The following is a 14780-nucleotide window of genomic DNA, read 5'->3' as shown; positions in this document are numbered from 1 at the left end:
TAGCCGTTCTGTTAAAGTGTTGCTAAGAAAGCTGTAATGGCTCAAAATTCCGCCCTAGTCAACGACTAGGGCGTTTCTTTGTCCAAGGAAAAATCTCATCCAACTTCAGTAAAGCCGACTAAGTGGCCGCCTAGATTTCCGCCGGCCGCGGCGGGTATTCAAGTCAATCACTGCAAGAACCCCAAGTGCGGTAACTTCGGCGTACCGCCCAAGCTTGCGGTTGCCCGAGGCGGGGCCGGTACTCCAGCTTCTTCCGTTGGCCCAGGCGACTACACCGTGGTCGCTACCGGTAAGGACCAGCCGGCACTGAAGTGCCGCCTGTGCGAGGAAATCACCCCTATGCAGAGCAACTTGGCGATTGCCGAGGAGCTTATGCGCATGTCGGAGTACCTTGAACCAGTACTCCCGCAGTGTCCGAACGAGGCCTGCTCTCTATCGGAGGGGGCGCCATCCCTTGAGAATGTGACTCGCTTCGGCACCAACGCCCACGGAACTCCCCGGTTCAAGTGTGTCGGCTGCAAGAAGGCGTTCTCCTTCGGCGGCCGGTCAACCAAGCGCCAACGTCGCAGTCACTCCAATCGCGATATCTTGGTGCATCTGATGAACGCCATGCCGCTGCGGCGCATCATCAAGGTCCTCGATATCTCCCCCAGCCAGCTATACGACCGCATCGACTTCCTCTATGAGCAGGCCCAGATGTTCGCCGGCGAGCGTGAGCGAACCCTCATGGGACGCGACGACCTAGGCTCAAGATATCTGTCGGTTGACCGGCAAAAGCTGGTGGTGAACTGGCACTCTAAGAAGGTGCGAAAGAACACACTTTTGCTGTCCATTGCAACGGCCGACCAGGCTACGGGCTATGTGTTCGGGGTCAACGTCAACTTTGACCCTGCGCTGGACTCTGCTGACGTAGAGAAGGACATGGTTCGCTTTGGCGACCATGCACTTGCCAGAGCGTTTCGCCGCTACGCGAGAGTCTGGCTACCGGCTGATTGGAATGCTGCGGCTGAGAGGGCGGCGCCTCGCGGAGGTACCTCCCGAAAGCCTATGGAATCGGTCATCGAAGAGACGTACGACGCAGCCTTAGGTCGCCCCGATATAGAAGATGGTGAAGGCCCCGCGAACTCATCCCGTGCCCCCGTAAAGGGCATGCTGCTGCATGAGCAAGTGGTGATGTACGCCCACATCCAGCTTGTCACTCGACTGCTCTGCCGTGCCAAGAAGATTCGCTTCTTCACAGACCAGGAGTCGGGCATACGTGCGGCCATTCTGACGGCCGTGCCGAAAAGGGTTCTGGACCGGACGGCTGACGCTTTCTATGTCAAGGTGCTCAAAGATATGTCAGTGGACATGAAGCGCGCGCTGGTTGGTGCAACCAAGCGGCGTCTGGCGCGCTTAGCGGAGAAATACGGGGTAACCCCTGAGGCTGCAGAACTTCTGGCTGCCGAGGAAGAACTGGCGCGCATGGTTGCCATCGGCAAGTGGGGGGACCGCTGGTTCCGCCATCCCATATCGGAGATGCGTGAGCCTGAGAAATCCGTTTGCTGGCTGACCGATATCGACCCGGTCGAAACCGAACCGGACAAGCGTCGGCTCCAGCTTAGGATCTATCCGCAAATTAAACTATGTTCCTGAGTCGCCCGTGATGCGGCGCAGGAGATGTAGATGGCCAAGGTGCATGCCAATTCGTGGGAAGTGACGGACGAGTTCTGGAGCCGGGTGGAGCCGCTGGTGCCGCAGCCTGCGCGCGATCCTGACAAGCAGTACAAGCGCGCAGCCGGAGCGGGCCGCCCGAGCAAACCGCCACGGCTGGTGTTCGAGGCCATCATGTATGTGCTGCGCACTGGCTGCCAATGGAAGGCATTGCCTGCTGAGCGCTTCGGCAGCGCCAGCGCGATCCATCAGAAGTTCATGCTGTGGTCCAAGGCCGGGTTCTTTGAGAACCTGTGGCGTGCAGGTCTTGCTGAGTACGATGATTTCGAAGGCGTTGCCTGGCGCTGGCAAAGCATTGATGGGGCCATGTTCAAGGCGCCACTGGCGCAAGAGGCTGTGGGGCGCAACCCGACGGATCGGGGGAAAAAAAGGCAGCAAGCGTCACCTGCTGGTGGACGGGCGTGGCGTCCCGTTGTCACTCGTCGTGACCGGGGCCAACGCGCACGACGTGACGCAACTTGAGGCCGTGCTGGCGTCCTGCATGATCAAGCGCCCCACACCCAAGCAGCGACGCAGCAAGCACCTATGCGCTGATGCCGGCTACCGGGGAAAGAACGCCATGAAGATCATCCTGGCCCACGGCTATATCCCGCATGTAGTGGGCCGCAAGAGCGAGGCAGAGCGCAAGAAACGCAATCCGCAGAAGAAGGCGCGCCGCTGGGTAGTGGAGGCATGCCATGGGTGGTTCAACAGATTCCGCAAGCTGCTCGTGCGCTACGAAAAGCTGGAGCACACGTTTCTCGCGCTTAACCATCTGGCCGCTGCCATCATCACCTTGCGAAAGATCAGTCTACCTGTCAATATTATTTACGGATAAATCCTTAGCCACCAGGCGCTACTGCACCTGAAAGCCACCCTTACCGCTGTCGACCGCTTCTTTATGCAGGTCCGGCGAGGCCTCACGCTGGCAGAACGCGCGGTGGCCAGCGCCAACACCGACCGACGTCTCTGGTTCGGGAAGAGCGCCTACAACCCCGAAGTCCTGGTGAAGGTGCTCGGCATCTTCCGGACGTACTTCAACTACTGCGAGGTTGGCCGGGACGGGAAAACGCCGGCAATGCGGCTGGGGCTGGCGCGCGGACCCATAGCGCCCGAAGACATCATCTATTTCACTCCCGAACCGCCCGAAAGACGCCGCGCGCCTGCCGCTCGGTCGCTCAAGCCCTCCGGCCCCGTGGCTCACGCAAGCGAGTCACTTGCCGCGTAGGACCCGTAGTTCGAGGTGAGCTTGGTCCGCAGTCAGGGAGCTCACTCGCACTTGGTAGACAGAGAGGGGGGCTCCCGATTCAGGCCCCGAGGACTCTTCCCATTCGGCTACACCCCCTTCACCCTCGCCGCTCACCGAGGAAAGGTACGGGCTCCGCCCTGTGCAGGCCAGCACTACTGCCGGGGCTAGGGTCATCCGCGGCAGAATACCGGTTGGTTTGACCCAATTTGTTACTTCAGCGCCTCTGATAAGGACACGACAAGGCTGGCTGCCATTGTCTCGCCAAGCCTCAACGCTCAGAGAGACAGTCCGATTGCCGTATGCCACGGGAGTGCTGCCCCTGAAGTCCGGAGCGGGCTCGTCGTTGCAGGCAGTGAGGAAGCTGGCGGCACACACGAGCGCGACGCCTAGGGAAAGGGGCTTGAAATTCAGCATGTCCCTTATAGCGACCAAAGAAACGAAGCCCCTCGTGCCGAAGCAGAGGGGCTTGAATCAAGGGCTTAGCAACACCTTAACGGAACGGCTAGGCCTCTGGCTGCCTTTTTTATGCTTTTGATAGCGCCTGGCGCTTGCTGTGCAAGGGCTGGAGGCGTTTTTGAGTATGAGGTGCTGGGTTGGCGAGTGTGCGTGGCAGCTCAGGCCTGCACCAGTGCCACGCGGTAGCCCTGGCCCGTCGCGATCACCTGCAGCAGCCGGTCGATGTTGGGATGGCTGCCGGGATGCTGGCGGGCATCGGCGGTGTGTTCGGCGAACAGTTCCAGGCCTTCCTGCGCCGCGGCGACGGTGATGCCGCCGTGCTTGGCGGCCAGCGCGGCGTACACGGTCAGCGAGCCCGTCTTGCCCGGCTGGTTGGGAATGGTGGCCACCACTTGGCCGGCGTCGTTCAGCAGTTGCAGGGCGGCCAGGTGGGCAATGGAGGGCAATTGGCGCAGGTTGTCAGCGAAGGTCATGCAAAAGCCTTGAACGGAGCGGATGAAACCGTGACGATAACGTAAAAACCATAGCTGTTAGCGCTGGCACAATCTGCGTTAGAGGGCATTTTGATGCCTGTTTTTCTTTGCGCCCGACCCCACTCATGCAAGCCCTGCTCGACGCCATCGCCACCCTCACTCCGCCCGTTGAGGCCTGCCGCATCTTCCATGGGCGTGGCGGGCGGTTTCCCGGCAGCGAGCAGTGGACGCTGGATGCCTATCCACCCGTGCTGGTGCTCACCAGCTTCGCCCCGGTGACGGACGACGCACTCGCCACCATCGACGGCGCCCTGCGCGCACGCTGGCAGCAGGTGGCGCCAGGGCAGCCGCTGAACTGGGTGTTCCAGCACCGCGGCGAGGCGCTGCGCATCGAGGGCCGCAGCGATACGCGGCTGATGGCGGGCGAGGTGCCCGAGCCGCATGTGGTCACCGAGGATGGCGCACGCCTGCGCGTCCAGGTGCTGCGCGGGCAGAACCACGGGTTGTTCCTGGACATGGCCGAAGGGCGTCGCTGGGTGCGCGCACATGTGGCGAACCACCGCGCACGCACCGGGCGCGGCGCTCGGGTGCTCAACCTGTTCGCCTATACCTGTGCGTTTTCGGTCGCTGCGCTGCAGGCGGGCGCGGCAGAGGTGGTGAATGTGGACATGAGCCGGGGTGCCATAGCCACCGGGCAGCAGAACCACCAGCTCAACGGGCTGGGCGCCGGTGCCCGCTTTCTGGCGCATGACATCTTCAGCTCGTGGGGCAAGATCACGCGCAGCGGGCCGTACGACCTGGTGATCGTGGATCCGCCGTCCTACCAGAAGGGCAGCTTCGTCGCGACCAAGGACTATGCGCGGCTCATGCGGCGCCTGCCGGAACTGCTGATACCGGGCGGCCACGCCCTGCTGTGCCTGAACGCGCCGGAGCTGGGGATGGAGTTTCTGCGCGAGCAGATGCGATCCCAGGCGCCTTCGCTGGCGTTCGTGGAACGCGTTCCCAACCCGGCGGTGTTCGCCGATGTGGACGAGGAGCGGTCGCTGAAGGTACTGGTTTTCCGGGATACGGCGGCGGTGGGTTGAAGGGGCTCCGCGCGCCACAATGCGGTGGACATCGCTTCCCACCCACCGGTTGAAACGCAGCACATGAACACCCCTCGCATCGGACTGATCGGCGTAGGCCTGATGGGCCACGGCATTGCCATGAATATCGCCCGCAAGGGCTATGCGCTGACGGTGCTGGAGCACCCTGGCAACCAGCCCCTGGATGCATTGCGCGCCCAGGGCGTGGCCAGCGCCGCGTCGGTGCATGAACTGATGCGACAGGTGCAGGTGCTCATCCTGTGCGTGACGGGATCGCCCCAGGTAGAGGCGGTGCTGCTGGGCGAGGAGGGCGCCCTGGCCGCCCTGCAGCCCGGCACCGTGGTGATCGACTGCTCCACGGCCATTCCTTCGTCCACAGAATCCGTCGCCCGCGCCGTGGCGGCGGCCGGAGGGCGGTTCCTGGATGCGCCGATGACCCGCACCCCCAAGGAGGCCGCCGAGGGCCTGCTGAACCTGCTGGTGGGCGGCGAGGCCGCACTGCTCGACGAAGTGCGCCCGGTGCTGCAGTGCTTTGCCGAGAACATCACGCATACCGGTGCCGTGGGCAGTGGCCACCGCATGAAGCTGCTGCACAACTATGTGTCGCTGGGCAGCGTGGCGCTGATCGCGGAGGCTGCCGCCTGCGCGCTGGCGGCCGACGTGGCGCCGCAGGTGTTCCTGGATGTTCTCGCCAAGGGCGGCGGCGGCGGCGTGGCGCTGGAGCGCCTGCGGCCCTACCTGCTGCAGCAGGACCCCTCCGGGCTGCGCTTCTTCATGTCTAACGCGCTCAAGGACATGGGCTACTACACCGCCATGGCGCACGACGGCGGTGCGGCCGATGGCATTGCCCAGGCCGTGCACGACACCTTTGCCACCGCCGTTGCCGAGGGTGGGCCGCAGGCGCTGGTGCCGGAGTTGGTAGCGCTGCTGCGCGCCAAGGGGACGGGTGGATGAAGGTTGGACTTCTGGCGGGGATTCCGTCTTCCCGCCTCCAGTCCTCCCGCCTCCAGCCTGTTGATGCGTGGCGGGACACCCGCGCGGCCCGCTAGTCTGCCGCGAGCACCTGCGTGATGAAGGTCCACTCCTGCGGCTGCAGCGGCGTGATCGACAACCGGTTGCCTCGCTGCAGTACGCGCATCGACGCCAACTTGGGATGGGTGCGCAGTTCTGCCAGGCCAATGAGCCGTGTCTTGCGCACGGCTTGCACGTCCCGCAGCAGCCACCGGGGTTTCTCAAGGGGTGACTTGGGGTCGTAGTAAGGGGATTCAGGGTCGAACTGTGTGGGATCGGGGCGTACGCCCGAGGCTATGCGTGCAATGCCGGCGATACCGGGTGCAGGGCAGCTTGAGTGGTAGAAGAGCACGCCATCCCCCACCTGCATCTCGTCGCGCATGAAGTTGCGCGCCTGGTAATTGCGCACGCCGGTCCAGGGCACGGTGGCGCCCGGGGCGCCCAATGCGTCGTCAATGGAACACTCGTCGGGCTCCGATTTCATGAGCCAAAAGCGCGTAGTGGGTGTGGTCATGGCTGGAAGGACTCAGGACACCTGTGTGGCTTGCACACCGTCACCCCATGTGCAGGCACTGAAAACGCTGGCCCGGTGCGTAGCTACTTACCGCAATTACTAGAGCAGTGCCGGACAGGGTGCCGGCCTCGGTCTCAGTTGGCGGCCGGAGCGCGAGCGGAAATGGCCATGGCGGCGGCGTCTTCGTCCGTCGTCACGCGCCGTGCACCGTTGAAGCGCCGCTGCCAGTAGGAAGCGCCCATGTCTTCCACGCGCACCTGCGCACCGGAGCGCGGGGCATGGATGAACTTGCCGTCGCCCACGTAGATGCCTACGTGGCTGAACGCGCGGCGCATGGTGTTGAAGAACACCAGGTCGCCGGGTTGCAGGTCTTTTTTGTCGATGACTTCGGTGGCGGCGGCCTGCTCATTGGCGCGGCGTGGAAGCACCATGCCCTTGGCCTGCTCATAGATGGCGCGCACGAAGCCGCTGCAATCAAACCCCGTTTCGGCACTGCTGCCACCCCGGCGGTATGGCACGCCGATGAAGCCCATGGCGGTGGAAATCAGGGAGGAGGTGCGGTCTGCCACGTTGTGCTGAACGTCCTGCAACTGGACGAGCAGGCTGCGGTCAATGCTGGCTGCAGGGGTGGCGGCTGCCCGCTCTACCTCGGGGGAGGGAGCGGCGTAGGCATTCGAGCAAAGCAGCAGCAGCAGGCACAACCGACGAAACATGGGGCGCGAGGGTACCACGGCATGACGGGAAATCTGCCGACAAGTGATAGTAAATAGTTGATTTACATGGATTTTCATGAACGTGCCCGCGGCGATAGGCAACGCCTTGCTGGGTTTTGCCCGGTGATGGGGTGAAGTGCCTTTCGCATGCCGGTCACTCACCATCTCCGGAAAATGCTTCTACTTTGATAGCGGCTCGTGTTTGCTGGACAGGGCCCCACACCGTTTCTACGGACATGAACCGCGCGTCAATCCGCAAACGGGCCCCAATGGCACACTTTGTCCTTCTTTTCTGAGCCCGCCCTGGGCGATTTCATGACGCGTGCACCTGTTTCGCCCACTTCGCGCCAGCCGCTGCTGTGGCTGGTCGCCCTGGGCTTCTTCATGCAGACGCTGGACGCCACCATCGTCAACACGGCCTTGCCGGCCATGGCGCGCGACCTGGGCGAGAGCCCGCTGCAGATGCACTCGGTGATCGTGGCGTATTCGCTGGCCATGGCGGTGCTGATTCCGGCGTCGGGCTGGCTGGCGGACCGTTTCGGCACGCGGCGGGTGTTCATGTCGGCGATCGCGTTGTTCGTGCTCGGCTCGGTGTTGTGCGCGCTGTCGTCCACGCTGCCGCTGCTGGTGGGCGCGCGCGTGGTCCAGGGGCTGGGCGGTGCGCTGCTGCTGCCCGTGGGGCGGCTGGCGGTGCTGCGGGCGTTTCCGCGCGACGAGTTCATCCGCGCCATGAGCTTCGTGGCGATTCCCGGGCTGGTGGGGCCGCTGATCGGGCCGACCCTGGGCGGCTGGATGGTGGAGTACGCCTCCTGGCATTGGATCTTCTGGGTCAATGTGCCCGTGGGGCTGGTGGGCTTGATGGCCGCGCGGCGCTTCATGGCGGCGGGAGAGATGCTGGCCGTGCGTGGATTCGACGCCGTGGGCTATGGTCTGCTGGCCTTCGGCATGGCGGCCGTGTCGCTGGCGGTGGAGGGCATGGCCGGCGGTGGTGCGCGCAGCGCGTCGTCGCTGGTGATGATGATCTTTGGCCTGGCCAGTCTGGCGGCCTACTGGCTGCATGCGCTGCGCAGCGATGCGCCGCTGTTTGTGCCGGGGTTGTTCGCGGTGCGCACGCTGCGCGTGGGACTGCTGGGCAACTTGTTTTCGCGGCTGGGCAGCTCGTGCATGCCCTTCATGATCCCGCTGGCGCTGCAGGTCAGCCTGGGCTACGCACCCATGCAGGCGGGCATGATGATGCTGCCCACGGTGCTGGGCAGCATGGCCGTGAAACCTGCGGTCACCTTCATGGTGCGGCGCTGGGGCTATCGCGAGGTGCTGGTGGTCAATACCTGCGCGCTGGCGTTGCTCATCGCCAGCTTCTGCCTGATCACGCCCGGCCAGCCCCCGTGGCTGCTGATGGTGCAGCTGGCGGCGTTTGGCGGCGTGAACTCCATGCAGTTCTCGGCCATGAACACGGTCACGCTCAAGGACCTGGACACAGGTCATGCCAGTAGCGGCAACAGCCTGCTGTCCATGGTGCAGATGCTGGCCATGGGCATGGGGGTGGCAGCTGCCGGGGCGGTGCTGGCGAGCTTCCAGGGCTACTTTGGCGCCGCAGATGCGCAGGACACGCTCCACGCGTTCCGCGCCACGTTTGCCTGCATGGGTGTGCTGACGCTGGCGGCCACGGCGCTGTTCCTGCAGTTGCCGCCGCACGAGCCGCCGCGCCCCCATCCTCTGGGCCCCGAGGAGCAGAGCTGAACCGGGACTCGTCGGTCTCTTGTGCTATTGTTATAAGAGCTGTTGGCGCTTGCCAGTATTGCCTTGGAGGCCTATTTCCTTCTCGATTGCCATGATCGTGCGCGGCCGATCCTGTATCGCTCAGGCCTCGTCCGGGTCCTGTCCCATGAAGCCGCCGCTCTGGTGCGTCCACAGCCGCGCATAGACACCCCCTTGCGCCAGCAGCTGTGCGTGCGTGCCTTCCTCGACGATGCGGCCGGCGTCCAGCACGATGAGCCGGTCCATGGCGGCGATGGTGGACAGGCGGTGCGCGATGGCGATCACCGTCTTGCCCCGCATCAGTCCGTCCAGGCTCTGCTGGATGGCGGCCTCCACCTCGGAGTCCAGCGCGCTGGTGGCCTCGTCCAGCAGCAGGATCGGGGCGTCCTTGAGCATCACGCGCGCGATCGCCACGCGTTGGCGCTGCCCGCCCGAGAGCTTGACGCCGCGCTCGCCCACCTGGGCGTCGTAGCCGCGGCGGCCCTGCAGGTCGGTCAGCTCGTCGATGAATTGCGCGGCCTCGGCGCGTTCGGCAGCCAGGCGCATGTCTTCCTCGGAGGCATCGGGGCGGCCGTACAGGATGTTGTCGCGCATCGATCGGTGCAGCAGCGAAGTGTCCTGCGTGACCATGCCGATCGCTTGGCGCAGGCTGTCCTGCGTGACGTGGGCGATGTCCTGCCCGTCCACCAGAATGCGTCCGCCCTGCACGTCATGAAAGCGCAGCAGCAGGTTGACCAGCGTGGACTTGCCCGCGCCGGATCGGCCGATCAGCCCGATGCGCTCGCCTGGGCGGATGGTGAGATTCAGCCCGTCGATCACTGCCGCGCCGTCGCGGTAGCCGAAGCGCACGTTCTCAAACTGCACCTCGCCACGCGTGACCTGCAGCGGGCGAGCATCGGGCGCATCCACCACCGTGCGCGGGCGGGTGAGGGTGTTGATGCCGTCCTGGATGGTGCCCACGCTCTCGAACAGCGTGGTCATCTCCCACATCACCCAGTGGGCGTGGCCCGAAACGCGCAGTGCCATCGCGGTCACCGCGGCCACCGCGCCGGCGCCTACCTCGCCCCGTGACCACAGCCATAGCGCCGTGCCGCAGGCACCGAGGATCATGCCCACCACCAGGGCGTGGTTCACGATCTCGAAGCGGCTGACCAGCCGCATCTGTGCGTAGCCCGTGGTCTTGAACGCGTCCATCGCCGCGCGGGCAAACTCGGCCTCGCGCCGCGTGTGCGAGAACAGCTTCACCGTGGCGATGTTGGTGTAAGCGTCCGTCACGCGGCCGGTCATGACGGAGCGCGCGTCGGCCTGGGCCTTGCTCACCTGGCCCAGGCGTGGCACGAAGTACCAGCACGCGGCCGCGTAGCACAGCGCCCACGCAAGAAAGGGCAGCAGCAGCCGCCATTCAAAGCCGCCCGCCAGTGCCAGGATGGTGACCAGGTAGACGCCCATGCCGATCACCACGTCGCAGGTGGTAAAGATCATGTCGCGCACGGCCAGCGCGGTCTGCATGATCTTGGTGGTGATGCGGCCCGCGAACTCGTCTGCATAGAACGCCATGCTTTGGCCCAGCATCAGCCGGTGGAAGTTCCAACGCAGGCGCAGCGGGAAGTTGATGGCCAGCACCTGGTGGCGCACGGTGGTCTGCAGCGCCACTATGCCAATGCTGGCGACCAGCACCGCAGCCACCCCGGCGAGCAGCGTGCCGCGCTCGGCCCAGAAGCGCTCGGGCGCAGTGGCGGCGATCCAGTCCACCACCCGTCCCAGCACGGCAAACAGCAGCGCCTCGTAGATGGCCACCACGGCAGACAGGGCGGCCATGGCCCCGACATAGCCGCGCAGGCCGCGCGTGCTGGCCCACACGAAGGCGAGGAACCCGGCGGGCGGCACGGTCGGCTCGGCCGCAGGGTACGGGGGGACACGATTTTCGAACAACCGAAACAACACGATGGCGGGCACTCCTGATGCGGCCATGGTACGGGCCGACGGCTGGCGACGCCGGCGTGGGGAATTGCGCAGGCGCCGTAGCGGCGCGGTCGCAGTAGACGTTGGCGGTGTCTGTTGCCCCCGCACGGGTAAATGCCGCTATGCTCTGCGGCGCGGCGGCTGCCTATCAGCCGTTGTCCTCCTTGTCCATCTGCCCCGCATGCCGACATCCCACGCACAGCGCTCGTTCCCCTGGCACTGGCTCCCCGGAGCGGCCGTGGCGTTGGCCGGTTGCGCGGCAAGCTACGCGCTGTACCACCAGCAGCAATCCTCCATGCAGGCCATCGCGCGGGTGCGTTTCGAGCAGGAGGCCCGGCTGTTTGCCGAGACGCTGCAGCGGCGCATGGAGTCCCACGCGGATTTGCTGCAGGGCATGCGCGGCTTGCTGACGGTGAATCCGCAGCTGCGGCGCGCCGACTTCGAGCGCGTGGCGCGTGAGCTGGATCTGCAGCATTACCACCCCGGCGTGAAGAACATCAACTTTACGCGGTACGTGCCCGGCCCCCGGCGGGCGGCCTTCGAAGAGCAGGCGCGCTCCGACCCGCATCTGGACGGCGACCTACCGCGGGATTTCGCCATCCATCCGCAAGCCGTATTGCCCGACTATTTCGTGGTGGACTACCTCTGGCCGCAGGGGGGCAACAGCAGCGTGCAAGGGTTGGAGATCCATTCCCAGCCAGCCAACCTCGAAGCCATGCGCCGTGCGCGCGACACCGGCGGGCTGGTCGCCTCCGCGCCGTTCGAGCTGCACCAGGAAACCGAGCACCGCACGGGCGTCATCATCCGCATGCCGGTGTTTGCCGAGCCGGCGGCCGGACAGGCGGGGCCGGCGCGCTTTCTGGGGGCGGTGGGCGTGAGCGTGCGCATCTACGACATCGTGCATGCCGTGCGCACCGCGGGCAACATGCAGGGCCTGGCGCTGCGCATGGCGGACGTGGGCCCCTTCGACAGCGAGGAGCCTGCTCCGCCGCAATCCCTCTTTGAATCGGAGACGCACGTCGGCACCTCTGCCATGGAATATGAGCAAAGCGTGCGCGTGGGCGGAAGGCGCTGGAGCCTGCAGTTCCAGCCCGTCGTTCCGTTCCTCTCGCCGCAGGAGTCGCGCCTGCCCTGGCTGCTGGGCTCCGGCGGCCTGTTGGTGACCGCACTGCTCACCGCGCTGGTATCGATGCTGGTGCTGCGGCGGTCGCAGGCACTGGACCATGCCAAGGAGACCGATACGGCCTTGCGCGAAAGCGAGGCGCGCCTGCGCGCCGTGTTCAACCAGGCCGCGGTGGGCATCGCCCAGACCGACTCGCGCACCGGCCGCCTGGTGCGCATGAACCAGAAGTTCTGCGACCTGCTGGGCTACAGCGCGCAGGAACGGCAGCAGATGCGCTTTCAGGACTTCAGCGAGCCCAGCGACCTGGCCGCGGACCTGGAGCAATTGCAGCGGATGCTGGCCGGTGAGCTGAGCGAATACCGCATGGAAAAGCGCTACCGCCGCAAGGACGGCAGCGAGGTGTGGGTGGACCTCATGGTCTCGCCGCTGCGCCTGGAAGGCCAGCCCGAACACCACCTTGCGGTGGTGCAGGACATCAGCAAGCGCAAGCATATGGAGCAGGTGCTGCGCCAGAGTGAGGAGCACCTGCGCAACATCCTGAACCACATGCCCGTGGGCGTGAACCAGGTGCAGGACGGCAAGATCGTGTTCCGCAACGACCGTCATGTCCAGATCTGCGGCTACGACATACGCGAGGCGCCCGACGTGGACACCTGGTGGCGCCTGGTAATGCCCGACGCACACCAACGCGAGCATGCGCGCGAGGCATGGCTCGCTGCGTGCACGGCGGCGCTGAAGAACCCCGACGGTGCCATCCGTACCGTGGAATGCGTGATCACCGCCAAGTCGGGCGTGCGCCGCGCGGTCGAGCTGTCCGGCATGATCCTGGGCGACTCGCACATCGTCACCATGGTGGACCAGAGCCAGCGCAAGGCGGCCGAGGAAGAGGTGCGCTACCTGGCCTACAACGATCCGCTCACCGGCCTGCCCAACCGCCGCCTGCTGCTGGACCGCCTGGAGCAGGCGCTGGCCATGAGCGCCCGCCACCAGCTGTGCGGCGCGGTGATGATGCTGGACCTGGACAACTTCAAGACCATCAACGAGACACAAGGCCCCGACATGGGTGACCGCCTGCTGCGCGAGGTGGCCCGGCGGCTGCGCGACTGCGTGCCCGAGGACGAAACCCTGGCGCGCCACGGCGGCGACGAGTTCGTCGTGGTGCTCAAAGACCTGGGCGCCGACCCGCAGGAGGCCGCCAACCGCGCCGAGGAGATGGGCCAGACGATCCTGGCGGCCATTCGCGCGCCCTTCGACATCGACGGTCAGCAGCACCACACGGCGCTCAGCGTGGGCATCGCCATCTTCCGCGGGGTGCGCGAATCGGCGGACGAGCTGCTCAAGCGCAGCGACCTTGCCATGTATCAGGCCAAGGCCGCCGGGCGCGATACGCTGCGCTTTTTTGATCCACAGATGCAGGCTGCGGTGTCCGAACGCGCGGCGCTGGAGGCGGACCTGCGCGCCGGACTGGATGCGGGGCAGTTAGAACTGTTCTACCAGCCCAAGGTGGACCAGGGCCGCATCACGGGCGCCGAGGCGCTGGTACGCTGGCGCCATCCGGACAGGGGCTTCATCTCGCCAGCGGAGTTCATTCCCTTGGCGGAAGAAAGCGGACTGATCCTGCGCGTGGGCGAGTGGGTGATGCGCAGCGCCTGCGCACAGCTGGCGCAGTGGAGCGCGCACCCCGTGCTGGGTGAGCTCACCGTCGCGGTGAACGTGAGCCCGCGCCAGTTCCACGAGGGTAGCTTCGTGCCCCAGGTGCTGGAGGCGCTGGCCGCCTCGGGCGCCGACGCGCGCCGCCTGCGGCTGGAACTGACCGAGGGCATGCTGCTGCAGGACGTGGAGGACACCATCGCCAAGATGGTGCAGTTGCGTGGCTACGGCGTGGGCTTCTCGCTGGACGACTTCGGCACGGGCTACTCGTCGCTGGCCTACCTCAAGCGCCTGCCCCTGCACGAGCTGAAGATCGACAAGAGCTTCGTGCGCGACGTGCTCACCGACCCCAACGATGCCGTGATCGCTCGCACGATCGTCGCCCTGGGCACCAGCCTGGGCCTGCGGGTGGTGGCCGAGGGCGTTGAGACCGAGGCGCAGCGCGCCTTTCTGGAGCGCAACGGCTGCCATGCCTGGCAGGGCTATCTGCTCAGCCCACCGCTGCAGGCCGCGGCGTTCGAGGCCTTGGTGCTGAAGCGGGCCGGAGTCTGATCGCTGCGGCCTTCTTTTCCATCACGCATTCACGCATGCTGCCCGTCAAGACCCTGGCCCTGTTCCTGCTCACTGCCGTGGCGGAAATCGTCGGTTGCTATCTGCCCTGGTTGTGGTTGCGCCAGGGGCGCAGCGCCTGGCTGCTGGTGCCGGCGGCCGCCAGCCTGGCGCTGTTTGCCTGGCTGCTCACGCTGCATCCGGCGGCCACTGGGCGTGTGTACGCGGCCTACGGCGGCGTGTATGTGGCCGTGGCGCTGGTCTGGCTGTGGACGGTGGACGGCGTGCGCCCCGGCCCATGGGACTGGCTGGGCGTGGCCGTCACGCTGTGCGGCATGGCCATCATTGCCTTCGCCCCGCGTGGGGGCTGAGCTGCCGTAGGATGCTCTCGTAAGAATAGCTGCTGGCGCTTGCTGGGTAAGCGCTAGAGGCCATTTTTGCTTGCAATCGAAGGATGCCCGGCTGGGCATGGGGCCGACACGAGCGCCACGGTATGATTCCGGTCTTTCCTGCACCTGCGAACCGCCCTGTCCAACGCCTGACCC

At 65.6% G+C, this 14780-nt stretch carries 12 protein-coding genes; 8 read left to right on the top strand and 4 right to left on the bottom strand.

Going from position 1 to position 14780, the window contains the following annotated elements; genetic code table 11:
• The first annotated feature begins 78 nt into the window (after positions 1 to 78).
• The 3 genes from MRB47_RS11515 (at position 79) to MRB47_RS11505 (ending at position 2920) form a co-directional block, all read left to right on the top strand.
• Positions 79 to 1635, top strand: coding sequence for a hypothetical protein (locus MRB47_RS11515; protein ID WP_252100768.1), 1557 nt, complete (start codon positions 79 to 81; stop codon positions 1633 to 1635).
• Positions 1636 to 1665: 30 nt separating this feature from the next.
• Positions 1666 to 2530, top strand: a protein-coding gene (locus MRB47_RS11510; RefSeq protein ID WP_252100767.1) for an IS5 family transposase whose coding sequence is annotated in 2 segments (ribosomal slippage) — positions 1666 to 2084 and positions 2083 to 2530 — 867 coding nt in all. Because the reading frame shifts where the segments join, the coding sequence is not laid out codon by codon here.
• Between the two features lie 63 nt (positions 2531 to 2593).
• Complete coding sequence (locus tag MRB47_RS11505; RefSeq protein ID WP_252100766.1) at positions 2594 to 2920, top strand: hypothetical protein; 327 nt, start codon at positions 2594 to 2596, stop codon at positions 2918 to 2920.
• 635 nt (positions 2921 to 3555) lie between these two features.
• Here the strand turns inward: MRB47_RS11505 and MRB47_RS11500 are convergent.
• Positions 3556 to 3870, bottom strand: a complete 315-nt coding sequence (locus MRB47_RS11500; RefSeq protein WP_252100765.1) for a DUF2322 family protein — start codon at positions 3868 to 3870, stop codon at positions 3556 to 3558.
• Between the two features lie 125 nt (positions 3871 to 3995).
• On the opposite strand from MRB47_RS11500, the gene MRB47_RS11495 reads away from it, so the two are divergent.
• Positions 3996 to 4955, top strand: coding sequence for a class I SAM-dependent methyltransferase (locus MRB47_RS11495; RefSeq protein WP_252100764.1), 960 nt, complete (start codon positions 3996 to 3998; stop codon positions 4953 to 4955).
• A gap of 30 nt (positions 4956 to 4985) precedes the next feature.
• Positions 4986 to 5909, top strand: coding sequence for an NAD(P)-dependent oxidoreductase (locus tag MRB47_RS11490; protein ID WP_411275751.1), 924 nt, complete (start codon positions 4986 to 4988; stop codon positions 5907 to 5909).
• Positions 5910 to 6000: 91 nt separating this feature from the next.
• On the opposite strand, the gene MRB47_RS11485 is transcribed toward MRB47_RS11490, so the two are convergent.
• Together MRB47_RS11485 and MRB47_RS11480 are read right to left on the bottom strand one after the other, a co-directional pair.
• Complete coding sequence (locus tag MRB47_RS11485; RefSeq protein WP_252100762.1) at positions 6001 to 6480, bottom strand: EVE domain-containing protein; 480 nt, start codon at positions 6478 to 6480, stop codon at positions 6001 to 6003.
• A gap of 134 nt (positions 6481 to 6614) precedes the next feature.
• Positions 6615 to 7193, bottom strand: a complete 579-nt coding sequence (locus MRB47_RS11480) for a C40 family peptidase (RefSeq protein WP_135148604.1) — start codon at positions 7191 to 7193, stop codon at positions 6615 to 6617.
• Positions 7194 to 7508: 315 nt separating this feature from the next.
• Here MRB47_RS11480 and mdtD point away from each other — a divergent pair, with 315 nt between their 5' ends.
• A complete protein-coding gene (mdtD, locus tag MRB47_RS11475) occupies positions 7509 to 8933 on the top strand; it encodes a multidrug transporter subunit MdtD (RefSeq protein ID WP_252100761.1) in 1425 nt (474 codons plus the stop codon).
• A 120-nt stretch (positions 8934 to 9053) separates the two neighbouring features.
• Here the strand turns inward: mdtD and MRB47_RS11470 are convergent, their stop codons facing one another.
• A complete protein-coding gene (locus MRB47_RS11470) occupies positions 9054 to 10922 on the bottom strand; it encodes an ABC transporter ATP-binding protein (protein ID WP_270173696.1) in 1869 nt (622 codons plus the stop codon).
• A 172-nt stretch (positions 10923 to 11094) separates the two neighbouring features.
• Here MRB47_RS11470 and MRB47_RS11465 point away from each other — a divergent pair, with 172 nt between their 5' ends.
• Both MRB47_RS11465 and MRB47_RS11460 read left to right on the top strand, forming a co-directional pair.
• Positions 11095 to 14238 (top strand): EAL domain-containing protein, encoded by a 3144-nt coding sequence (locus MRB47_RS11465; RefSeq protein WP_252100760.1) that lies wholly within the window; start codon positions 11095 to 11097, stop codon positions 14236 to 14238.
• Positions 14239 to 14273: 35 nt separating this feature from the next.
• Positions 14274 to 14606: a YnfA family protein gene (locus tag MRB47_RS11460; RefSeq protein ID WP_123676303.1), complete on the top strand. Its 333-nt coding sequence runs from the start codon at positions 14274 to 14276 to the stop codon at positions 14604 to 14606.
• Positions 14607 to 14780 lie beyond the last annotated feature (174 nt).

It is taken from the genome of Diaphorobacter sp. LI3 (assembly GCF_022807955.1).
GTDB lineage: Bacteria > Pseudomonadota > Gammaproteobacteria > Burkholderiales > Burkholderiaceae_C > Diaphorobacter > Diaphorobacter nitroreducens.
Note: the sequence above shows the minus strand (reverse complement) of the source record. Positions and strands in the feature narration are given on the sequence as shown.

Bases quoted from the DNA above. Each gene is read 5' to 3' on its own strand.
- MRB47_RS11505 (WP_252100766.1), top strand. From the start codon at position 2,594: ATGCAGGTCCGGCGAGGCCTCACGCTGGCAGAACGCGCGGTGGCCAGC.
- MRB47_RS11480 (WP_135148604.1), bottom strand. From the start codon at position 7,193: ATGTTTCGTCGGTTGTGCCTGCTGCTGCTGCTTTGCTCGAATGCCTAC.
- MRB47_RS11465 (WP_252100760.1), top strand. From the start codon at position 11,095: ATGCCGACATCCCACGCACAGCGCTCGTTCCCCTGGCACTGGCTCCCC.
- MRB47_RS11470 (WP_270173696.1), bottom strand. From the start codon at position 10,922: ATGGCCGCATCAGGAGTGCCCGCCATCGTGTTGTTTCGGTTGTTCGAA.
- MRB47_RS11485 (WP_252100762.1), bottom strand. From the start codon at position 6,480: ATGACCACACCCACTACGCGCTTTTGGCTCATGAAATCGGAGCCCGAC.
- MRB47_RS11495 (WP_252100764.1), top strand. From the start codon at position 3,996: ATGCAAGCCCTGCTCGACGCCATCGCCACCCTCACTCCGCCCGTTGAG.
- MRB47_RS11500 (WP_252100765.1), bottom strand. From the start codon at position 3,870: ATGACCTTCGCTGACAACCTGCGCCAATTGCCCTCCATTGCCCACCTG.
- MRB47_RS11460 (WP_123676303.1), top strand. From the start codon at position 14,274: ATGCTGCCCGTCAAGACCCTGGCCCTGTTCCTGCTCACTGCCGTGGCG.
- mdtD (WP_252100761.1), top strand. From the start codon at position 7,509: ATGACGCGTGCACCTGTTTCGCCCACTTCGCGCCAGCCGCTGCTGTGG.